Here is a 24,319-nt window from a genome sequence, read left to right as displayed (position 1 = left end):
CGGGCACAGTTATTCCGTCGAATTTTTCTTGATTGCACCGCGAATCCATCGCGAATTCCATGACCGTGGAAATTAGCCTAGCACGAGCGTCCGGCGAGAATGACTCCCGTACGGGTCCCGCATGGTCGCGGAGGCCGAATATCAGGCGACTTCGGCGCGGAGCTTGATGTCGTCCAATACCGCACTCAAATCCGCCAGGAGTCCGGGCTCCTCGCCTCTGAGGTAGAAATGCCCTCCGGGCAGCACCATAAGCCGAAATGAATCGCGCGTCAGTTCCGCCCACCGGCGCATCTGTTCCGGTGTCACCTCGGAATCACTGTCACCGGTGTAACCGTAGACCGGGCAGTCGAGCAGCGGCCTGCGGCCACCGGCGTAGTCGTCCACCAGGTGGTAGTCCGCGCGGACCGCGGGCAGGACGATCTCCCGCAGGTCCGGGTCCGCGAAGACCGCGGCACGGCTCGCGTCGAAGCTCACGACATGCGCGATGATCTCCTCGTCCGTGCCCGAGATCATCTGACGGCCGGCCAGCGCGTGGGTGGGCCGCCTCCCTGACACGCACAGGGCGGCCGGCGGGCACCCCCGCTCCTGGAAGCGCAACGCGACCTCGTGCGCCAGTGAGGCACCCATGCTGTGCCCGAACAGCACCAGGCGGTGCCGGGTCAGCCCCTGGAGGGCGTCGGCGATGTCGTCCGCCAGTGCCTCCAGCCGGGGCGGGAACGGATCACCGAACCGGTCCTCCCGGCCCGGGTACCGGACGGCGAGTACACCGACGTCCGGCGACAGGCGCCCGGCCCAGGTGCGATACGCGCTCGCCCCGGCGCCGGCGGCGGGGAAGCAGACGAGCTTCGTCTCGCACCGGTCGTCGTCGCGGTAGCGGCGCAGCCACCGCTCTTCCACCGCACTGCTCATCGGAGGACTCCCTTTCTCTGGGCGTTTCACGCCGTGCGCCGGGCGGCGATGGAGTCGACGATCTCGCCGCTTCGGACAGCGATGTTCGACAGCAGCGAGGAGGTCAGGCCATGGGTGTGCTCGGTGCCGCCCTGGAGATAGATGCCGCACCGCGATTCGGGGGAGGTGACGATGCGGTAGTCGCGCTCCACCCGGTAACGGCCCGCCTCGTCACGCAGGCAGAGCCGGTCCAGGTCACCGAGCAGGCCCGTGGGTTCCATCGCGTCGTAGCCCGTCGCGCAGACGAGTACGTCGACGTTGAGCTCGCGTACCTCGGCGTCAGGTCCCGACTGCAGCGAGACTCGGGTCTCGGTGCCGACCCGTTTCACCCCGGTGACCATGGTCAGGTTGAGGAACTCCAGGCGGCTGACGCCCCGCACGTCGTCGTCGTACGACCTGCGGTACAGCTCCCTGATCACGTCGCCGTCGACGACCGAGTAGTTCGTGTTGCGGTGGTAGCGCCAGAACGCCCCCCGGGTCTGGTCGGTGCCGAAGTAGTAGTCGTCGACGGCTTCGGGGTCGAAGATCTGGTTGGCGAACGGGGTGTCGTCGGCGACGGAGTAGCCGTAGGACGGGACGGCCGCGAACACCTGGGCGTGCGGCAGCTCGTCGTACAGGAACCTGGTGATCTCGGCGGCGCTCTGGCCCGCTCCGGCCACCGCGACCCGGCGCAGTTCCCGCGGGTCGGTACGCCGGTACTTCTCCAGGAACTCGGAACTGTGCCAGACCCGCTCGTCGCGCTCGGTTCCCGCGGGCATGCTCGGTACCAGACCCGTCGAGATCACCACGTTCCGCGCCTCGATCACGCGGCCGGCCCGGCCGGTGGCATCCGCCACCTCCAGCAGCAGACGGTCCGCAGGGGTGGCGGTGCTCGACGGCTGCCGGACCGACGTCACTTCCGAGCCGTACACGACGCAGTCGGCGACCCGTGCCTGCGCCCATTCGAGGTACTGGTGGAACTCCTGGCGCGTGGGAAAGAAGTCCTGGTTGTTGACGAACCGCGGGAGCCGGCCCGAGGCGTGCAGGAAGGCGATGAAGCTGAAACTCGACGTCGGATTGCGGAAGGTGACCAGATCCTTGAGGAAGGATATCTGCATGGTCGCGGACGGCAGCAGCATGTTGCGGTGCCAGCCGAAAGAGCTCTGGCGCTCGAAGAAGACGGCGCTCATCTCGTTGCCCGGACCGCTCGCCGCATACTCCTCCAGGGCGATGGCGAGCGACAGGTTGGAGGGACCGAACCCGATGCCGACCACATCGTAGATCTCGTGCTCACGATTCCTCATACAGAATTCTCCCGCTGGCATGGCTGCACGGTGCGCGTTCCTGTCTCCGACCGGTAATCATCCGCTCCAAGAATGGCCCACGTCCGGGCGAGCTGGCATTTCCATCGGTCGTCCGGTCAACGTAGACCCGGCGCTGTGAACCATTCAAGTACGCCGCTTTCGGCCACCCTCAATTCCGTTCTCAGAGAAGTTCGCCGTCCTTCGTCCTCCGGCCGAGGGCCGGCCGGTCGGACCGCGCGAACCCCTGGTGGCGGTCCGAGAGACCGGCGATGGTGCGTGCCGCGAACAAGGTACGGATGGACACCTCCAGGTTCAGCTCCGCGCGGATGAGCCCGACCAGCCTGATCGCGCGCACCGAGTTGCCGCCCAGGTCGAAGAAGTCGTCGTCGATGCCCACCCGGTCCAGTTCGAGCGCGTCGGCGAACACGTCGGCCAGGACCTGCTCGGTCCGGTTGCGCGGTGCCCGGTACCGCCCGTCGTCGAACGCGGGATCCGGCAGTGCGGCCCGGTCCACCCTCCCGCCGGGGGTGACCGGCAGACGTTCCACCACGACGAACACCGACGGCACCATGAACTCCGGCAGCCGCTCCGCGACGAAGCGGCGCAGTCCGTCCGCGAGGCCGGCCTCGTGCCCGGCGCCTGCGGCCGGGACCGCGTACGCCACCAGCCGCTGCTGACCGAGGTCGTCCCTGCTGCCGACCACCACCGACTGTGCCAGTCCCGGGTACCCGGACAGCACCTCCTCGATCTCGGCCGGTTCGACCCGGACACCGCGTATCTCTGTCGGGGCGCCGGCTAGGCCCACGTACTCGACGAGGCCGTCGGCACCCCGTCGCACCCGGTCCCCGGTTCGGTACATCAGCCCCCCGGGCGGACCGAACGGACAGGCGACGAATCGCTCCGCGGTCGCTCCGGGCCGCCCGGGGCGGCCACGCGCCACACCTGGGCCGGCCACGTACAGCTCGCCGGTCACACCCACGGGGACCGGCGCCAGGCCCGGCCCCAGGACGTAGAGGGCGGTGTCGTCCATCGGGCGGCCCACCACGCCCGCGTGCGGCGCCGGTGTGCCCGGAGCCAGGCGGTGGGAGGCGGCGAACACGGTCGTCTCCGCGGGACCGTGAGCCTGCACGACCGTCAGTTCGGGACAGGCCTCGCGCACCCGCTGTACCCCGGTCGCGGAAACGTGGTCACCACCGGTCCACACCTCGCGCAACCCGGAGACGCCCGTGGGACGTTCCGCCGCGACGGCCGAGAACAGCGTCGCGGGCAGCCACGCCGTGGTGCACCCGTTCTCGGCCCGGAACCCGGTCAGCGCATCGACGTCCAGCTCACCCTCGGGTGCCAGCAGCACCCGGCCGCCGTTCAGCAGCGGCACCCACAGTTCGAGGGGGAGCGCATCGGAGGTGGGCGGCGAGTGCCACAGCACGGTGCCACGACCGCCCTCGCGCCACTGGCGATCCATGACGAAGCACTCCATGTTCCGGTGGGTGACGGCCACTCCGGTGACCGCACCGGTCGGGCCGCAGCCATACATCACGGCCAGCAGACCGTCCCCGCGCAAGGAGAGCCGCGTCTCCCCGGCTGCGTCGCCGTCACCGCCGGCGGTCCGCGACCGGAGATCGTCGAACAGAACCGTCGGCACGCCCAGATCAGCCGAGAGCCGTTCCGCGGTCGGCGCGTCCGTGAGCAGCATGCGGACTCCGGAGTCGCCGGCCACCGGCCGGATCCGGTCCGCGAGGGACGCGGGGTCGATCGGCAGGTAGGCCCCGCCGGCCTTCACCACCCCGAGCAGCGCGACGACGAGGTCGACCGACCGCGGCATCGCCACCGCCACGACTGTCTCGGTTCCGACGCCGTACTGCCGGCGCAGTGTCTCGGCCAGGTGACTCGACCGCGTGTCCAGCTCCCGGTAGGTGACGGCGGAATCCCCGGAGAACACCGCGACGGCCTCGGGATCCCGCTCCGCCTGGCGGGCGAACAGCTCGGGCACCGTCAGCCCCGGCACCTGTTCCCGCGTGTCGCCGGTCGCCGACGGCGCCTGGCCCCGCCCGGCGCCCGCCGGCACGTCGAGCGCGCCGACCGGCCGGGAAGGCGAAGCCGTCACGGCCCGGATGTACGCGATCAGGTCCTCGCCGACGACGCGCAGCTCCGCGCCGGAGTACAGGCCCGCGGGGGCATCGAGACGGATGAACAGGTCACTGTCGGCACTCCCGTCGGTGTAGACGCCGATCGACAGTTCGTCGAAGGCACCGATCGTCGCCCCGAGGTGACGTGCCGGACTGTCGGCGAAACGGAGCTGTTCCGCGAACTCGACGACGTTCAGGACGACGCCGAAACCGCTGCGACCGCTCAGGACGGTTCCGCTCGCGCGCTGGATGTCCGAGTAGTGGCAGGCGGTGTGGTCGAAGACCTCGTACGTCTCGTCGACGATCGCGTCGGCGATCTCGGTGAAGGCCGCGTCGAGCGGAACCTTCGCCCGCACAGGCACCACGTTCACCGCCAGACCGGGCGTCCTGCCCGCGGCCCCGGCCCGGTTGGCCACGGCCAGGGAGAGCAGGAACTCCGGGCGGTCGCAACGGTGCCGGAAGAACACCGCCGCCGCCGCTGCCAGCAGCGACGCCGTCCACACGCCCATGGACTTCGCGGTCTCCGTCCACGCGTCCGCCTCGGCACGCGGAACGCTCAGGGTCCGGCTCGTCATGCCGATGGAGTCGGCCAACCGCGACCAGCGGTCGGCGTTGCTCACCGGTTCGGAGAGCGTGGAGCGCATCGCGTCGGACAGGGCGACACCCGGGATCCGCGCGGGCACGGGCGCGTCGGCCAGGTAGGTGCGCCAGAACTCCAGGTCGTCGGCGAACGTCTGCGAGGCGTGGTACCCGGTCGCCTGGGCGGCGAACGACCCGGCATCCCATGGATGCGGCAGTTCCGGTATCTGCGAGCCCCGCGCCAGCGCCGTGTAGACCTCGGCGATGCGCCGCGACAGCAGGCCGCCCGCGCCGTATCCGTCCGAGACGAGGTGGTGGTAGCCGATCACCACGAGAGAGCGGTCTGCCGAGAGCCTGACCACGCCCAGTCTGAGCAGCAGATCGTTCTCCAGGTCGAACCGCTGCCCCACGAGGTCGGCCAGCGCGCCGCGGGCCGCCTCCTCCGGGTCGGCCGAGTCGCTGAGATCCATGAAGAACGGCCGCCAGCTGCCCAGTTCCCTGGGCACCTGCCGCAGTTCACCGTCCTCGTCGACGAAGTTGACGCGCAGTACCTCGGCCTCCGCCAGAACATGACGGAATGCGGAATCCATCACCGCGGCGTCCAGCTCTCCGTCCACATCCCACATGAACAGCGCGTGGTTCAGCGTGTCGGGGGACATTTTCTGCGCCAGCCACAGTCCTTTTTGCGCAGACGACGTACCGAGCGAACGCACACGGATCATCTCCTCAGCAGACTGGCGCGGTAACCATGGGAATTCATAGATCAATTCCACCCTCACGGGGCGTGGCACGCCCGGTCAAGACAACAGGGTGCGGGTGCCGGCCACGCCAATCAAGAACTCACGGTGTCCCGTCGACGGGACGGCCCTACGGGACGGAAAGAACGCCGGCATGCGACGGGATCATCGCGAATCGCCTTTGCCCATCGAGGACACGATGTACTCGGCGACCCTTCTCGGGGACGGATGCTGCAACACCAGATTCGCCCGCAGCCTGAGTCCGGTCGACGCGGCCAGGCGTTTGCTCAACTGGACCGACAGCAGCGAGTCGAATCCGAGGTCCTTGAACTCACGGTCGGGGTCCAGGGCTTGTGCGGAAGGGTGCCCGAGCACGACGGCGACCCTTTCGAGCACGTGGTCGAGCACCAGTGTGTCCCGCTCCCCGTCGGGAAGGGCGGCGATCCTGTCCCGCAGCGGAACGAGGGGATCGCCGTCCGGGGGCGGCTCCGCCGCGGGCGTCGCCAGGTCGACCGCGGTGCGCGCGGAGTTCAGCCAGTGGCGTCGCCGCTGGAACGCGTAGGTCGGCAGTTCCACCCTGCTGCGGGCGCCGAACACGGCGTGCCAGTCCACGGTCCCGCCCTGGGTGTGCAGTTGGGCCAGTGAGCCGACCACGGACTCGGCTTCCCCACGGTCCCGTCGTGACGAGGAGAGGACCACGGCGTCGTCCAATTCCTCGACCATTTCCTGCACCGGCACGGTCAGAACGGGATGCGGGCTCATCTCGATGAACACCCGGAAGCCGTCCTCGGTCAATCGTCGGACCGAGGACTCGAAGAGCACCTTTTCCCGCAGGTTGTTGTACCAGTATTCACCGGTCAGCTCCGCGGTGTCGGTTGTCGTACCGTACAGCGTCGAATAGAAGGGAAGTTCCGACGTCGTCGGACGCACCTCGGAGAGTACTCCGACGACCTGGTCGCGGACCCGGTCCACCTGGTGCGAATGCGAGGCGTAGTCAACCGATATCCTGCGTGCCTGCGTTCCCTCGGCTTTCATCTTCGCGACGAATTCGTCGAGTGCGTCCGTCTCCCCCGACACCACGACGGAGCGGGGTCCGTTGACGACGGCGACGCTCAGCCGGTCCTGCCACGGAGCGAGGTGTGCCGCCACCACGTCCGCCGACTCCGCGACCGATGCCATCCCACCGTGCCCGATCAAGGTCTCCAGAGCCTTGCTGCGGAGCGCCACGATCCGCGCCGCGTCCCGCAAGGACAGCGCACCGCACACGTGGGCGGCGGCTATCTCGCCCTGGCTGTGCCCCACCACCGCGGCCGGTTCCACACCCCACGAACGCCACAGGCGGGCCAGGGACACCATCACCGCGAACAGCGCCGGCTGCACCACGTCCACCCGCTCCAGGGGCGGCGCTCCCTCCGCACCGCGCACCACGTCGAGCAGCGACCAGTCGACCCACTCGGCCAGGGCATCCGCGCACGCGTCGAGGCTCCGGGCGAAGACGGGGAAGACCTCGTACAACTGCCGCCCCATACCCGCCCACTGCGACCCCTGCCCCGGGAACATGAAGACCGTGCCGCCCAGATCCCGGGCGACCCCTCGCACCACCCCGGCCGACTCCGCACCCGTGCCCAGCGCCACCAGACCGTCGAGCAACTCGTCGCGGCCCTCGCCCAGCACCACGGCGCGATGCTCGAACCCGGACCGTTCCGACGCCAACGACCACCCCACGTCCGCGACATCGGCCTCCCCACGGGCCACGTGATCCCGCAACCGCACCGCCTGTGCCCGCAGCGCTTCCTCCGACCGCCCGGACACCACCCACGGCACCACCCCACCCGGAACCCGCCCCGCGACCGCGGCGCCCGCCGGCTGTGCCGCGTCGTCCTCCGGCGCCTCCTCCAGAATCACGTGCGCGTTGGTACCGCTCACGCCGAACGACGACACTCCGGCCCGGCGCGGTCCGTCCTCTCGGTCCCACACGCGCCCCTCCGTCAACAACCGGAGCGCACCGGTGGACCAGTCCACATGGTGTGAGGGCACCTGCGCGTGCAGGGTCCGTGGCAGGAAGCCGTGCCGCATGGCCATCACCGTCTTGATGATCCCGCCGACCCCGGCCGCGGCCTGGGCGTGGCCGATGTTCGACTTCAGGGATCCCAGCCACAGGGGCCGGCCCTCGGCCCGGTCCTGTCCGTAGGCCGCGAGCAGGGCGCCCGCCTCGATCGGATCCCCCAGCACGGTTCCGGTGCCGTGGGCCTCGACCAGGTCCACCTCGGCGGCGGCCACTCCCGCGCTGGCCAGCGCCTTCCGGATCACCTTCTCCTGGGCGAGGCCGTTGGGTGCGGTCAGGCCGTTGCTGGCGCCGTCCTGGTTCACCGCGGAGCCGCGAACGACGGCCAGGACGGGGTGGCCGTTGCGGCGGGCGTCGGAGAGCCGCTCCAGCAGCAGCATGCCGACCCCCTCGGCCCACCCGGTACCGTCGGCACCGTCCGCGAAGGACTTGCACCTGCCGTCGGCCGAAAGGCCGCGCTGCCGGGAGAACTCCACGAAGATCGCGGGCGTCGACATCACCGACACACCGCCTGCCAGCGCGAGCGAGCACTCACCCGAGTGCAGCGACCGTATCGCCATGTGCAGGGCCACCAGCGACGACGAGCACGCCGTGTCCACCGACACCGCCGGTCCGGTGAGACCCAGTTCGTAGGCCACCCGCCCGGAGGCGACACTCGGTGCGCTGCCGTGCAGCAGGTAGCCCTCCAGTTCGTGCCGGCCCCCCTCCAGGAAGCGGGAGCCGTACTCGGAGGAGCTCACCCCGACAAAGACGCCGACGTCGGCACCGCGCACGGCGGCGGGCACGATGCCCGCCCGTTCGAGGGCCTCCCACGACGTCTCCAGCAACAGGCGCTGCTGCGGGTCCATGGCCAACGCCTCACGCGGACTGATGCCGAAGAAGTCGGCGTCGAAGCCGGCCACGTCGGTCAGGAAACCGCCGTGCCGCACATAGGAACCGCCGACGGTGTCGGGATCCGGGTCGTACAGGTCCGGCCAGCCGCGGTCCGCCGGGAACTCGTCCACGGCGTCCACCCCGCCGCGGACCAGCTCCCACAGGTCCTCGGGCGACGCCACCCCTGCCGGGTAGCGACACGCCATGCCCACCAGGGCGATCGGCTCACCACGGCCGGCCTTCAGCGCGTCGACCTCCTGCCGGAGGCGGTCCCGCTCCCGCAACACCGTGCGCAGCGCCCGTTCGACCCGGTCTCGGCCGTCCGCCGGATGATCCGCGGAGGTTTCCATGTCACTCGCCCCTTTCGTCCAGCGCCAGATCGACCAGTGCGTCCAGGTCCATCGCGGCCAGTTCGCCCCCCGCGGCCGGCGGAGCCGCCGGCTGTCCGTCGGGCTGCGCCCCGGCCGGGGCGGCGCACGCCAGGACCAGTTCCAGGACGCCCGCGCTCCGTAGCCGGTCGATCGAGACGTTCCGCAGCGCTGCCCGGATCTCCGTGTCGTCGTCGGGGGCCGTGGTCGGTGCCGGCCGCAGCCGGTGGCAGATGTGTGCGCCCAGCTCGCGTGGGGTGGGGTAGCTGAAGACGAGGGTGGACGGCAGCCGCAGCCCGGTCGAGTACGCCAGCCGGTTGCACAGTTCGACAGAGGTCAGCGAGTCGAATCCGAGGTGGGTGAAGGGCTGGTCGGCGTCGACGGCCGCGCTGGAGGAGTGCCCGAGCACGACGGCGGCCTGCTCCCGGACCCACTCCAGCACGGCCGCCTCCGCCTCGCCCCCGGACATGCCGGCCAGCCGGGCGGGCAGGCCGAGAGCGCCGCTGCCCCTGGCTGTGCCCGAACGGTCCGGGCGTCGGCGGCCACCTCCGGTGAGGCCGCTCAGGAGTCCCGGCAGGTCGCCGCCGGTCCTGCTCCGCAGCATGGCGATGTCCATCCGGGCGGGGATGAGCACGGGCTTGTCGAGCACGCACGCCGAGTCGAAGAGGCCCAGGGCCTCGGGCGTCGGCATCTCGACGACGCCCATCCGCCGCACCCGTGCGAGGTCGGCATGGTCCAGGTGCCCGGTCATGCCGCTGCGCTGTTCCCACCAGCCCCAGCAGAGCGACATGCCGACCAGTCCCGACGCCCTGCGTTGTGCCGCCAGGCCGTCCAGGAACCCGTTCGCGGCGGCGTAGTTCGCCTGCCCCCCGGTCCCGAGCGTGCCGGCCAGCGCGGAGAAGAGGACGAACGCCGAGAGGGGGCGGTCCCGGGTCAGCTCGTGCAGATGGGCCGCACCGCCGACCTTGGCGCGCAGCGCGCGGCCGAGGCTCTCGCCCGTCAGCGACTCGACCGTGCCGTCCGCCAGCGCGCCCGCCGCGTGCACGACCGCCGTCAGCGGGTACGCGGGGGGCATCGTCGCGAGCAGGTCCGCCACGGCGGCCCGGTCGGCGACGTCGCATGCCACGATCCTGACGACCGCTCCGGCCTCCTCCAGGTCCGCGGCCAGTTCGGGTGCACCGTCGGCGGACCTGCCCCGACGGCTCGCCAGCACCAGGCTCCGTACCCCGTGTTCGGCGACGAGATGGCGCGCCACGACCGAACCCAGTCCCCCGGTCCCGCCGGTGACCAGGACGGTGCCGCCGCCGAAGCCGCTGTCCAGGTCGAAAACGATCTTCCCGACATGGCGGCCCTGGCTCATCTCGCGGAACGTCCTGCGCGCGTCGCGGATGTTCCGGACGGTGATCGGGTTCAGCTGTACCCGTCCGTCGGCGAAGAGCTCCATGACGTCCCGGAACATCTGCCCGATCAGGTCCGGGCCCGCGTCGTAGAGGTCGAAGGCGCGGTAGTCGACGCCCGGGTGGTCGGCCGCGACCTGCCGGTGGTCCCTGATGTCTGTCTTGCCCATCTCGATGAAGCTTCCGCCCTCGGGCAGCAACCTCAGCGAGGCGTCGACGAACCTGTGGGCAAGGGAGTTCAGCACCACGTCCATGCCGTGGCCGCCGGAGGACTCCAGGAACCTCTGCTCGAAGTCGAGGCTCCGCGACGAGGCCAGGTGCCGGTCGTCCAGACCCAGCCGGCGCAGGGCGGGCCACTTGGCGGGGCTCGCCGTGCCGTACACCTCGGCACCGACGTGTCTCGCCAGTTGAACGGCGGCCGTCCCGACGCCGCCCGCCGCGGCGTGCACGAGAATCCGTTGCCCCTTTTCGAGTCGCTTCAGGTGGAAGAGCGCGTAGTAGGCGGTGAGATAGGCGCCCGGAACGGAGGCGGCCTCGGTGTAGCTCCATCCGTCGGGTACGGGCATGAGCAGACGCCGGTCGGCGACGGCCACACGGCCGAAGGCGCCCGGGAAGATGCCCATCACGCGGTCGCCCGGTGCCAGATCGGTGACGTCGTCCGCCACCTCCAGCACGCTTCCGGCGCCCTCGCTGCCGAGGCCGGCGTCGATACCCGTCCGCTCCACCAGTCCCAGGGCGATCGTGATGTCCCGGAAGTTGAGCCCCGCGGCGTGCACGGCGATGCGGACCTGCCCGCTCGACAGGGGCTCCGCCGCTTCGGGACAGGGCACCCATGTCAGGTTCTCCAGCGTTCCCCTGCGCAGGATGCCCAGCCGGTGGGCACCGGCCGCGGGTGGCTCGATCCGGTTGTCCACGGGTGCGGCCGGGGTCATGCGGGGGGCGAGGCACGTTCCGTGGCGCAGGGCCAGCTGGTCCTCGCCGAGCGTGAGCGCGCCCGGGAATGCCGACCACGACTCCGCGGTGTCGTCGATGTCCACCAGCCGGAACCTGCCGGGGTGTTCGGTCTGCGCGGACCGGGTCAGACCCCACACCGAGGCGCCGGCGAGGCTTTCGGTTCTCTCGCCGCCACCGGTGTCGAGCGCCAGCCGGGTCAGCACCACCAGGGTGGATCCCGCGAGCCGCTCCGCGCCGAGGAACCGCTGGATCCAGTCCAGTACCCGCGCGTCCGCACGCTCGACCGTGGCGAGCAGATCCGGGCCTGCGTCGACGAAGTCGTCCAGGCAGAGGACGACGTACGGGGGCACTTCGCCGGTGAGGACCTCGTCCAGGGACGTGTGGATCGGCACTTCCTCGCCCCCCGCGTCGGCACGTCGCGAGGCCAGGCCGTGCTCTGCGCCGAGCAGGGCCCACCGCCCGGCGCCGGACTCCGACCGGCTCTTGTCGACCGGCTGCCAACCCAGTTCGTACAACGGCTGCTCCTGTCCGCCGCGCAGCGCGCGCAGTTGTCCGGCGCTCACCGGCCGGAACGTCAGCGCTCCGACCTGGGCGACCGGCCGGCCGTGCTCGTCGGCGACCGCCACGGACACCGCGTCCTCACCGGCCGGGGAGATCCTGATCCGCACGGTGGCCCCGCACGGCCCGACCTGTTCCACCCCGGACCAGGAGAAGGGCAGCCGTCCCCGGCCGCCCGCCGTGTCGACGGCGCCGCCGGCCACCACCGCGTGCAGGACGGAGTCGAACAGCACCGGATGCAGGGCGAACCCGCCGTCGGCCGTGCCCTCGGCGGCCGGCGGCAGGGTGGCCGCCGCGAAGAGGTCGTCGCCGCGCCGCCACACCTCACGCAGCCCGCGGAAGGCCGGCCCGTAGTCGAAACCCGCCTCGGCGAAGGTGTCGTAGAGATCGTCGATACCGATCCGCTCCGCCGCGGCCGGTGGCCATACCGCGAGGGAGTGGGTGTCCCCGGTCCGCGCGGTGCCGGGGGCCAGATGCCCGCTCGCGTGCCGGGTCCAGCCGTCGACGGTTCGGCCGTCCTCACCCGGGTGCGAGTGGACGGCCAGGGCACGGCGTCCGGTCGCGTCCGGGACTCCGACGACGACCCGCACCCGTACCCCGCCCGTCGCGGGCAGGGTCAGTGGGGCTTCGAGGGTGAGTTCCTCGACGGCCTCGCACCCGACGAAGCCGCCCGCCCACAGCGCCAGGTCCAGGTAGGCCGTCGCGGGTACGACGGCCGCGCCGAACACCGCATGGTCGGCCAGCCACTCCTGGGTCCGCACCGACCACAGACCGGTGAACGCCACCTCGTCGGTGCCGGGGTGGTCCACGACGGCGCCGAGCAGCGGATGCCCGGGGGCCGTCAGCCCGGCCGCGGCCACGCCCGCCCGGTCCGTCCCGGCAAGGAGGTCCAGCCAGTACCGGTGCCGCTGGAACGCGTACGTCGGCAGGTCGACCCTTCGGCGGGCGCCGAACCAGGCGGCCCAGTCCACTGCGCCGCCCCGGACGTGGAACCGGGCCAGCGCGTCCGCCACCGTCCGCACGGCGTCACGGTCGCGGCGCGTCGCCGACAGGACCACGGCGTCGTCTGCTCCCAGCTGGGCGAACGTCTCCTTGGTGATGCTCGCGAGGGACGATCCCGGTCCCAGTTCGAGGAAGACGCCGGCGCCGGCCGCTCGGGCGTGCTCCACCGCGGCGGAGAAGAGGACGGGTTCACGGACATGGCGCACCCAGTGCGCCACGGAGGTGAGTTCGGCGGGCGTGGCCTCGCGGCCCAGCCTCGTCGAGACGACCGGGATCGTCGTACGGCCCAGGGGGAGGCTGCCGATCGCCGCGGAGAACTCGTCCAGGACCGGGTCCATGAGAGGGGAGTGGAACGCGTGGTCGACGTCGAGCGGTTTCGCCGGGACGCCTTCGGCGGCGAGCCGCTCCCGGAGGGCGGCGATCTCGTCGCGGCTGCCGGAGACCACAACGGACTCCGGGCCGTTCACGGCGGCGACCCCGATGCGGTCGTACGGGCCGAGCAGAGCGTCCACGTGTGCTTCGGTGGCACGCACCGACAGCATGGCGCCGGGTTCGGTGACCGTCTGCATGACCCGGCCGCGGGCGGCCACCAGCCTGGTCGCACTCTCCAGGTCGAGAGCGCCGGACACGTGGGCGGCGGCCATCTCGCCCACCGAGTGTCCGATCAGGCGATCCGGCCGGCCGCAATAGTGCTCCATGAGCCGGTAGAGGCCGACCTGAAGGGCGAACAGTGCGGGCTGCGCGATGTCGGTGCGCCGCGCCTCGGCCTGTGCGTGCTCGTCGGCGAGCAGGAGGGGTTTCAGGGCGAAGGGCAGGTGGGTGTCGAAATGCTCGCAGACGTCATCGACGCTGTGCGCGAAGACGGGGAAGGCGTCGTACAACCGCCGTCCCACGCCCGCCCACCGCGCCCCCTGCCCGGGGAACATGAAGACCGTGCCGCCCAGGTCTCGGGTGACACCGCGCACCACCCCGGGGGACTCCGCTCCCTCGCCCAGCGCGGCCAGGCCGCCCAGCAGTTCCTCCCGGTTCCGGCCCAGGACCACCGCGCGGTGCTCGAACCCCGCCCGGGCCGACACCAGCGACCACCCGACGTCCGCGAGGTCGGCATCCGTATCGACCGCGAACTCGCCCAGCTTGGCGGCCTGCGCCCGCAGGGCCGCCTCCGACCGGGCCGACACCACCCAGGGCACCAGCCCGCCCGGCACCGGCCCGCCGACGTCGGCCGCCGGCTCCTCCCCCGGCGCCTCCTCCAGGATCACGTGGGCGTTGGTGCCGCTGGCCCCGAAGGCGGACACGCCCGCGCGCCGGGGCCGTCCCGGGGCGCTCGGCCACCTCATCGCCCCGGTCAGCAGTTCGACCGCCCCGGCAGACCAGTCCACACGGGTCGTCGGGCGGTCCACGTGCAGCGTCCTGGGCATCGTCCGGTGCCGCATCGCCATGATCATCTTGATCAGCCCGCCGACACCCGCCGCCGCCTGTGCGTGGCCGATGTTGGACTTCAGGGATCCGAGCCACAGTGGCCGGTCGGGATCCCGGTCCTGGCCGTAGGTCGCCAGCAGCGCCTGCGCCTCGATGGGATCGCCGAGGGTGGTGCCGGTCCCGTGTGCCTCCACCACGTCGACGTCGCTCGCCCGCACCCGGGCGTTCTCCAACGCCGCCTGGATCACGCGCTGTTGCGCCGGTCCGCTGGGTGCGGTAAGGCCGTTGGACGCCCCGTCCTGGTTGACCGCCGAGCCCCGGATCACCGCCCAGATCCGCCGCCCGTTGCGCCGCGCGTCCGACAGCCGCTCCAGCACCAGGACTCCGGCCCCCTCGGAGAACCCGGTGCCGTCGGCCGCGTCGGCGAACGCCTTGCACCTGCCGTCCGCCGCCAGGCCCCGCTGCCGGGACATCTCCCGGAAGACCTGTGTCGTCGCCATGACGGTGACGCCTCCGGCCAAGGCCAGCGTGCACTCGCGCTGCCGCAGGGACTGCACCGCCTGGTGCACCGCCACCAGGGACGACGAGCATGCCGTGTCCAGCGAGACCGCGGGGCCCTCCAGGCCCAGCGCGTACGCCACGCGCCCGGACGCCACGCTCAGCAGGGAACCCGTCTGCCCGTAGCCCGCGATCGTCTCGGGGGTGACGTGGTGGTTCCCGTATCCGAAGTACGCCAGACCGGCGAAGACTCCGGTGGCGGTGGCGCGCAGGCTGTGCGGGTCGATGCCGGCCCGTTCGAGCGACTCCCACGAGGTCTCCAGCAGCAACCGGTGCTGGGGGTCGGCCGCCAGTGCCTCCCGTGGGTGGATCCCGAAGAACTCGGCGTCGAAGTCGCCGGCGTCGTGCACGAAGCCGCCTGAACGCGTGTAACAGGTCCCCGGCCGGTCCGGATCCGGGTCGTACAGCGCCCGCAGGTCCCAGTTCCGGTCCTCCGGGAAGCCGGACACCGCGTCCCTGCCCGCCCGCACCAGCTCCCACAGCGCCTCGGGGGACGTCACCCCGCCCGGAAAGCGGCAGGCGGCCCCCACCACCGCGACGGGCTCGGCGGTCGCCGCCGTCAGCTCTTCAAGTCGCCGACGGGTATCGAACAGTTCGATCGAGGTCCGCTTGAGATAGTCGAGCAGACCGGCGTCGTCGTCGTTCGTCATCGCTTCTCCCCTAGCCGAGTTCTTCGTCCAGCAGCGAGAGGAGCTCGCCGGCCGACGCCACACTGATCCGGTCGCGCAGGCCGGCCGGTGGTCCGGCGTCGGCGGGCGGACGGACACGGCCCGGCAGCTCGCCGAGCAGTGTGGTGAGGACGGCCCTGTCCTCGTCCGCGAGTTCGGTGAGCGCCTTCTCCAGTCGGGCGCCCAGTCCTTCGATCTCCTCGGCCAGGCGGCCGACCGCCGACTCCGCGTCACCACCGGGGTCGGGGTTGACCCGCGTGTTCAGGAAACGGGCCAGCGCGGTCGGGTTCGGATGGTCGAACGCCAGGGTGGCGGGCAGTTGCAGTCCGGTCAGGTCCGCCAGCTTGTTGCGCAGTTCCAGAGCCATGAGCGAATCGACTCCCAGATCCCTGAATGCCGTGCCGGGCCCGACGCGTCCGGCCGCCGTCTGGCCGAGGACGATCGCGGTCTGCTCCCGGACGGCGGTCAGCAGCAGAGCCTCGGCGTCGGCCGGAGAAAGGGATCTGGCCTGCTGGGCGAGCCCGGCACGGATGGTCTCGCGGCCTCCCGGACCGCCGGAGCCGCCAGGAGGGGCTCCGTCCGGACCGGACGGGAGCGGTGAACCCGGCCGGCCGGCCCATGGCGCGCCCAGCGCCGCCGTGTTCAGACGTGCCGGTACCAGCACGGGCTCGGGGCGGGTGAGTGCCGTGTCGAAGAGCGCGAGTCCCTCCTCCGAGGTCATCGGGTGGACGCCCTGTCGTCGCAGGCGGTCGATGTCCGCGTCGCCGAGGCCTGCGCCGAGCTCGCCGCGTTCCGCCCAGAAGCCCCAGCACAGCGAGCGGGCGGGCAGCCCGGCGGCCCGGCGGTTCTCCGCCAGTGCGTCGAGGAACGCGTTGGCCGCCGCGTAGTTGGCCTGTCCCGCTGTACCGAGCACGCCCGCGACCGAGGAGAACAGCACGAACTCGGACAGGTCCAGATGCGCGGTCAGCTCGTGCAGGTGCCAGGCACCGCGCGCCTTCGGCGCCAGTACGGCGTCGACGCTCGCCTCGGTGAGCGACTCGACCACCCCGTCGTCCAGCGCGGCGGCGCAGTGGATCACCGTGGTGAGCGGGTACTCGTCCGGCACCGCGGCGATCAGCTCGGCGACCGACTGCCGGTCGGTGACGTCGCACGCCACGATCTCGACCCGGGCACCCGCCGCGGTCAGTTCCTCCCTCAGCCCGGCAGCCGCCGGAGCCGCCGGCCCGCGTCGACCGGCCAGGAGCAGTCGGCGCACGCCGTGCCGCTCGACGAGATGCCGGGCCAGCAGCGTCCCCAGTCCGCCGGTACCGCCGGTGATGAGCACCGTCCCGGACTCCGGTGCCGCGACGCGCTCCGCCGCCCGGTCCCGGGGCATGGGCGCAGCGGTCAGCCGGGGGGTGGCCGGCGCACCGGCCCGGATCCTGATCTGGGGTGCACCGGTTGCGGCCGCCGCGGGAACGCGTGCCCATGAGGCGGGCCGGCCGTCGGTGTCGACGAGGGTGAAGCGGCCCGGGTTCTCGGTCTGCGCGGTCCGCACGAATCCCCAGACCGCGGCTCCCGCCGGATCCGTGCGGGCGGTCCCGTCGTCGTGGACGGCGTGGCGGGTCACGACGACCAGCCGTGACCCGGCGAACCGGTCGTCGGCAAGCCACTCCTGCGTCCGGCGCAGCACGTGGTGGAGACTCCGCTCGACGGCGGCGGGTGTGTCGTCTCGGTCGTCGGCATCCGGGGGGCCGGCGCGCAGGACGACGAGCGCGGGTATCGGCGCATCGGACGAGGCGAGTGCGGCGAGGTCGGCGAAGACCGCCGGGTCCCCCGGTGAGCCGCCGGTGGCCGTGCCGGGTGGTGCGATCACCGCGTACGGGGGCACGGTCCGCCCGGCGGCGGTCGTGAGGGGCGTCCACTCCACGTGGAAGAGCGAGTCCCGGCGGTCCAGGCCCAGTTCGGTGAGCCCGTCCACGTCCACGGGGGCCAGGCTCAGCGACTCGATGCCGCCGACGGGTTCTCCGTTCTGGTCGGCGAGGGCGACGGACAGCGTGTTCTCGCCCGCGGGCGCGAGCCGGACGCGCAGCACAGTCGGCTGGGCGGGGTGCAGGCGGATGCCGGTCCAGCGGTACGGCAGCAGCCCGTCGGGCTCGGAGCCGTCGGCAGCGCGCTCCAGGGCGGCCGGGAGCAACGCGGTGTGGAGCAGCGCCGGGTGGCACCCGAACCGGCCCGGATCCGCGTCGCGGTGCTCGGGAAGCGCCGCCTCCGCGTACAGGACGTCCCCGCGGCGCCACAGGTGCCGCAGGCCGCGGAACAGGGGGCCGTGGTCGAATCCGAGGGCGGTCAGCCCCGCGTAGGCGTCCTCGCAGGACACCGTGGCCGCCCCTGCCGGTGGCCACGCGGCCTGATCCCGGTCCGGGCCGCCGGTCCCCGCGCGGTCCGAACCGGCGGCCCCGACGGCGTTCCGCGTCCACTCGGGCTCGCCCTCGGCCCGTGAGTGCACGCTGATCGCCCGACTGCCGTCGATCACGACGCGGATCTCGCACTCTGCCGTCCGGGACAGCACCAGCGGCGTCTCCAGCGTGAGTTCCTCGACGACGTCGCAGCCCGCCTTCCGGGCCGCCCACACCGCGAGCTCCACCAGCACGGTTCCCGGCACCAGGAGGGCTCCGTGGACCACGTGGTCCGCCAGCCACGGATGGCGCCGCAGCGACAGACGTCCGCTGCCCACCACAGCGCCCTGTTCACCGTCATCGGGAAGGTCGATCACGGCGTCGAGGAGCGGATGCCCCGAGGTGCTCCCGGCGGTCGTCTCGTGCGGGGTGTCCAGCCAGTAGCGCTGCCGCTGGAACGGGTATGTGGGCAACTCGGCCCAGCGGCCCTGCCAGCCGGGGAAGGCCGCCTCCCAGGACACCGGCACGCCCGCCACGAAGGCCTCGGCCGCCGAACGGTACAGCCGCGCCGGTCCGCCGTCGCCGCGGCGCAGCGACCCCACCACCACCCCGGCGGCACCGGGAGCGGCATCGAGCATCTCCTGGATGTTGATCGTGAGCAGCGGGTGCGGGCTGACCTCGATGAACGCGCAGCGCTCCGGTTCGAGGAGGTGCCGCACGGCGGCCTCGAACTGCACCGGTTCCCGCATGTTGCGAAACCAGTAGGCCGCGTCCAGCTCGGCGGTGTCGATCGGTCCGCCGGTCACCGTCGAGTGGAACGTCACCGCCGTGGGCACGGGCGTGATGCGGCCCAGCTCGTCCCGGAGCCGGTCCTTGAACCGGTCCATCAGCGGCGAGTGTCCGGGAACGCTCGCCGGGATCCACCGCGCGCGGATGCCCTGGGACTCGCAGGCCGCGACCAGTTCCCTGACCGCCGGGGTCTCGCCCGAGACCGTCGTCGAGTAGGGGCCGTTGACCGCGGCGACCGCGACCCGTCGTTCCCAGGGCCGCAGCAGCTCCCGGACCCGGTCCTCGGGCGCCACGATCCCGGCCATGCCGCCGTCCTGGACGACCTCTGCGAGCATCCGCGACCGAAGGGCCACGATTCTGGCCGCGTCCTGCAGAGTCAGGGCACCGGCGGCACAGGCCGCGGCGATCTCCCCCTGGGAATGGCCGATCACCGCGTCCGGTGTCACGCCGAACGAACCCCACACCCGTGCCAGCGACACCATCACCGCGAAGAGCAGTGGCTGGACGACGTCGATCCGGTCCAGGTCGGCCGCCTGCGGTCCCCCGGACACGGTGTCGACGACCGACCAGTCCACCCACGGCGCGAGCGCTTCCGCACATGCGCGCATCTGGTCGGCGAACACCGGGGACGAGTGCCACAGTTCCCGCCCCATCCCCGCCCACTGCGACCCCTGGCCCGGGAACACGAACACCGTCCGGTCCACTGGTCTGGCGAGTCCGGAGACCACGCCGAGGCGGTGCCCGCCGTCGTGCGCCGCCGCGGCCAGGCCGGCGAGCAGCTCGTCGCGGTCCGCGCCGATCACCACCTGGCGGTGGTCGAACAGCGCGCGCGTCGCCGCCAGCGAATAGCCCACCTGGGCGACGGGCAGGTCCGGGGCCGCCGCCACGTGGTCCCGCAGCCGCAGTGCCTGTGCGCGCAGCGCCTGCGGCGACCGGGCCGACAGGACCCAGGGCACCGGGCCGGTCGCGGTGTCCGTGGGGGGCGGAACGGTGTCCGGCGCATCCGCCGCAGCCTCCCCCGCGTCCCCCTCCTCGGGTGGCCGGGCGGGGATGCCGGGTGCGTGGTCCTCGGGCCCGGGTGCCTGCTCCAGGATGACGTGCGCGTTCGTGCCGCTGACCCCGAAGGACGAGACTCCCGCGCGCCGCGGCCGTTCCGGCGTGCCCGGCCAGTCGCGGGGTTCGGTCAGCAGCGCCACGGTCCCGGCCGACCAGTCCACGTGCGGAGTCGGACGGTCCACGTGAAGTGTCCGGGGCAGCACCCCGTGACGCAGGGCCATGATCATCTTGATGACGCCGCCCACGCCCGCGGCGGCCTGGGTGTGACCGATGTTCGACTTCAGCGAGCCCAGCCACAGCGGGCTGCCGGGGTCCCGGTGCTGACCGTAGGTGGCCAGCAGCGCCTGTGCCTCGATGGGATCGCCCAGTTTCGTGCCGGTGCCGTGTGCCTCCACCGCGTCCACCTCGGCGGGTGACAGTCCGGCATCGGCCAGGGCTGCCCGGACCACCCGCTGCTGCGCCGGCTCGCTGGGTGCGGTCAGGCCGTTGGACGCCCCGTCCTGGTTGACCGCCGAGCCCCGGATCACCGCCCAGATCCGCCGCCTGTTGCGCCGCGCGTCCGACAGCCGCTCCAGCACCAACACGCCGGCGCCCTCGCCCCAGCCGGTTCCGTCGGCCGCCGCCGCGAACGACTTGCACCGTCCGTCCGCGGACAGGCCCCGCTGCCGGGCGGCTTCCACGAACAGCCCCGGAGTCGGCAGCGCGGAAACCCCGCCGGCCAGGGCCAGCGAGCACTCCCCGGACCGCAGGGACCGTACCGCCTGGTGGACGGCGACCAGCGACGAGGAGCACGCCGTGTCCACCGACAGCGCCGGGCCCTGCAGCCCGAGCACGTACGCCACGCGACCGGAGGCCACGCTGGTGTACGTGCCCGCGAGGGAGAAGCCCTCCGTCTGCCCGGCCGCGCCGCCGCCCATTCTCGGGCCGTAGTCGACGCCGTAGATCCCGGTGAACACCCCGGTAGCCGAACCCCGCAGGACGGCCGGGTCGATGCCCGCCCGTTCCAGCGCTTCCCACGACGTCTCCAGCATCAGCCGCTGCTGGGGGTCCATGGCGAGCGCCTCGCGCGGGCTGATGCCGAAGAACGACGCGTCGAAGTCGGCGAGGCCGGGCAGGAATCCGCCCGATCGCGTGTAGGTCTTCCCGCGCGCCCCGGGGTCCGGGTCGTACAGCGCCGCCGCGTCCCACCCGCGGTCGAGCGGGAACCCGCCTGTCGCGTCCACTCCGTCGGACACCACGTCCCACAGTCCTTCGGGGGACGTCACCCCACCGGGGAAACGGCAGCCCGCACCGACGATCGCGACGGGTTCGCGCGCGCCCTCTTCGAGTTCACGAACCCGCTCACGCAGGGCCCGGGCGTCGCCGACAGCGCGTCGTAGGTAGGACCGGAGCTTGTCGACGTCCTCCACCAGGGCCTCCCGGAACGGTTACTTGGACGGTGCGGGTGGTGCTACACGTAGCCACGATCGATCAATTCGTATAATTCTTCGTCACTGCGACTTTCCGCACCGGCCGGGTCCGGCACGTCGGCCGTCTCCGGCTCCAGGAGCGAGAAGAGGTGGCGGGCGAGGCTCTGCGGAGTCGGGTAGGAGAACGCGACGGTGGCCGGGAGGCGTACTCCCGCCGCCGTGGTGAGCCGGTTGCGGAGCCGGACGGCCATCGCCGAGTCGAAGCCGAGATCCCTGAAGGTCTCGGCGGACCTGGCCACGAGATCGGCACCGGCCGGATCCGCGCCCTTCTCCCCGAGCACGGCCGCCGTTTCGGCGCAGACGAGACGGAGAGCGGACCGTTGCGAATCCAGTCCCGCCGGTCCGGAGCCACCGGGGACCGCGTCGCCGGGGCTGGCGTCGGCGGGTGCCGTCAGCCAGTACCGGCGGCGCTGGAACGGGTAGGTCGGCAGGCCGATCCGGCGCGGCCGATCCGGCGCGGACAGCGCCGCCCAGTCCACCGGGACGCCCCGCACATGCAGTTCGGCCAGCGACGCCAGGATCGCGCCCGGGCTCCCGTCGTCCTTGTGCAGGGTGCCCACCACCGGCGGCGCGGCGCCCAGGACGTCGGCCGTCTCCGCCATCGCGACCGTGAGCACCGGGTGCGGGCCGACTTCCACGAACGCGCCGCCCCGCTCACGCATCAGCTGCTCGACGACCTCGCCGAAACGCACCATCGAGCGGAGGTTGTCGTACCAGTAACCGCCGGTGAGTGCTTGCGGGTCGAGCGGTCCACCCGTGACGGTGGAGTGGAACCGCACCGCCGTGGTTCTGGGCGAGACTCCCGCGAGGTCCGTGAGCAGGCGTTCGCGGATGCGCTCCACGTGGTGCGAGTGCGAGGCGTAGTCCACCTTGACACGCCGGACCCGGACTCCGTCGGTGGCCGCCTGCTGGGCGAAGCCGTCGAGCGCCTCGCCGTCGCCGGACACCACCACGGACGCCGGGCCGTTGACCGCAGCCATGGACAGCCGCCCGGACCACGGACCCAACCGGTCCCGCACCCATCCGGGAGAGGCGGGCACCGCGCTCATCCCACCGCCCAGAGCGGCCAGTTCGGTCAGGGCGCGGCTGCGCAGGGCGACGATCCGGGCCGCGTCGGCCAGGGTGAGCGCACCCGACACGCACGCCGCGGCGATCTCGCCCTGCGAGTGCCCGATCACGATCTCGGGGACCACGCCCAGCGACCGCCAGACCTGCGCCAGTGACACCATCACGGCGAACAGGACCGGCTGTACGACGTCCACCCGGTCCGGCGGGACGGCCGGGTCCGCACCGGTCAGCACATCCGGCAGCCACCAGTCCAGCCAGGGCGCCAAGGACTTCGCGCACTCGTCGATCGCGCGCGCGAAGACCGGTGACTCGGCGTACAACCGGCTGCCCATGCCGGTCCACTGCGAGCCCTGGCCGGGAAAGACGAAGACCACCGGACCCACCGGTCCCCCGGCCACTCCGCGGATCACGCGCGCCGAACTCGCGCCCGTCGCGAGCGCGTCCAGTCCGGCCGGCGCTCCGTCGCCGCCGTCCAGCAGGACCGCCCGATGCTCGAACGACGACCTCGTCGATGCCAGGGCGTGCCCGACGGCGGTCGCCGAGGGCGCGTCTTCCGCCGTCACGAACGCGCGCAGCCGCACCGCCTGTTGCCGCAGCGCGGACTCCGAACGCGCCGACAGCAGCCATGGCAGCGGCCCGGGTAGGCCGACCGGGGCCGGGACCGCGTCCCGGTCCCGTGACGATGCGGGCGGCTGGTCCCGGGGGGCCTCTTCGAGGATCACGTGCGCGTTGGTGCCGCCCATCCCGAAGGCCGAGACACCTGCCCGTCGCGGACGGCCCCACCTGCCGGTCCAGGACCGCGCGGTGCGAACGACCTCGAAGTCCTTCCGGAAGTCCGGGACGGCAGGGTTGGGCGACCGGTAGTTCAGGCTCGGTACCAGATGGGCGCGGTCCAGGCAGAGTGCCGCCTTCACGAAGCCGACGATTCCCGCGGCCGGCTCCAGGTGCCCGACGTTCGTCTTGACCGAGCCGATCGGCAGCGGTCTGCTGCGGCCGGTTTCGCGGAACACCTCGCGCAGGCCGGCGATCTCCGCCGGGTCGCCGAGCCGCGTGCCGGTGCCATGGGCTTCGACGTAGTCGACACTCTCGAACGGAACAGCCGCGCGAGCGAGAGCGGACAGCACCGTCGCCGCTTGCGCACCGGGGCTGGGATCCGGCATCCGGGAGGTCGCACCGCTGTTGCCCACGCCCCAGCCGCGGACCACCGCGTAGATGTGATCGCCGTCCGCGACGGCGAGGTCGAGTCGTTTCAGGAGGGCGAACGCCCCGCCCTCACCGCGGACGAAACCACTCGCCCGGTCGTCGAAGGCGAAACAGCGGCCGTCGGGCGAGAGGGCGCCGAGGTTCGCCAGACCGGCTCCCGCCTCCGGATCGGCGATCAGGTGCACGCCGCCCACGATCGCCATGACGGCGCCGCCGCCGCGTATCCGTTCGCAGGCCAGCGCCAAGGACACCAGGGACGAGGACTGACCGGAGTCCGCGCAGAGACTCATGCCGCGGACGTCGAACAGAGCGGAGATCCGGTTGGCGATCAGTGTGCCGCTGGAGCCGAGCGCGGCGTAGTGGTCGTCCCGGTCGCTGCCGGAGAGCCTGCGCAGCAGGTCGTAACCGGAAGGCGCTGCACCGACCACGACATCGATCTCCCGGCCCGCGAGTGCACTCGCCGGAATGCGCGCGTCCTCGACGGCCTCCCAGGCGAGTTCGAGGCCCAGTCGCTGCACGGGGTCCATCGCGGTCGCCTCGACCGGATCCGTTCCGAAGAACTGCGCGTCGAACCCGTCGATGCGGTCGAAGAACGAACCTGCTGTCAGGGTCGCGGCGTCCGGGTGGGAGGCGAGGGTCGAGGAGACCGCCCGGTGCCCAGGAAACCTTCCGACGGTCGACCTCCCCTCCCGGAGCAGGCCCCAGAACTCGGTCAGGTCGGACACGCCCGGAAAACGGCAAGACATGCCCACGACGGCGATGTCCATGGCTGCGCCACTCATGCGACCCCCCTTCGGTCTCCTCGGCACATGGCTGCTGCG

General features: G+C 72.2%; 7 protein-coding genes. All 7 read right to left on the bottom strand.

The window, feature by feature from the left end; translation table 11 throughout:
* Positions 1–141: 141 nt before the first annotated feature.
* Positions 142–909, bottom strand: a complete 768-nt coding sequence (locus AB0D74_RS19235; RefSeq protein ID WP_362587772.1) for an alpha/beta fold hydrolase — start codon at positions 907–909, stop codon at positions 142–144.
* 26 nt (positions 910–935) lie between these two features.
* Positions 936–2,231 carry a SidA/IucD/PvdA family monooxygenase gene (locus tag AB0D74_RS19230; RefSeq protein ID WP_362587769.1) on the bottom strand — a complete coding sequence of 432 codons (1,296 nt, stop codon included), beginning with the start codon at positions 2,229–2,231 and terminating at the stop codon, positions 936–938.
* Positions 2,232–2,412: 181 nt separating this feature from the next.
* Positions 2,413–5,658 carry an AMP-binding protein gene (locus AB0D74_RS19225; RefSeq protein ID WP_362587766.1) on the bottom strand — a complete coding sequence of 1,082 codons (3,246 nt, stop codon included), beginning with the start codon at positions 5,656–5,658 and terminating at the stop codon, positions 2,413–2,415.
* A gap of 180 nt (positions 5,659–5,838) precedes the next feature.
* Positions 5,839–8,961, bottom strand: a complete 3,123-nt coding sequence (locus AB0D74_RS19220) for a type I polyketide synthase (protein ID WP_362587763.1) — start codon at positions 8,959–8,961, stop codon at positions 5,839–5,841.
* 1 nt (position 8,962) lies between these two features.
* The gene (locus AB0D74_RS19215) at positions 8,963–15,517 is read right to left on the bottom strand and encodes a type I polyketide synthase (RefSeq protein ID WP_362587760.1); all 6,555 of its coding nucleotides are present in this window, start codon (positions 15,515–15,517) and stop codon (positions 8,963–8,965) included.
* Between the two features lie 10 nt (positions 15,518–15,527).
* The gene (locus AB0D74_RS19210) at positions 15,528–21,167 is read right to left on the bottom strand and encodes a type I polyketide synthase (protein ID WP_362587757.1); all 5,640 of its coding nucleotides are present in this window, start codon (positions 21,165–21,167) and stop codon (positions 15,528–15,530) included.
* Positions 21,168–21,208: 41 nt separating this feature from the next.
* Positions 21,209–24,280, bottom strand: coding sequence for a type I polyketide synthase (locus AB0D74_RS19205; RefSeq protein WP_362587754.1), 3,072 nt, complete (start codon positions 24,278–24,280; stop codon positions 21,209–21,211).
* Positions 24,281–24,319: the final 39 nt, after the last annotated feature.

It is taken from the genome of Streptomyces sp. NPDC048278 (assembly GCF_040652195.1).
In the GTDB taxonomy this organism is placed as follows: domain Bacteria; phylum Actinomycetota; class Actinomycetes; order Streptomycetales; family Streptomycetaceae; genus Streptomyces.
This window is presented reverse-complemented; position numbering and strand designations above follow the sequence as displayed.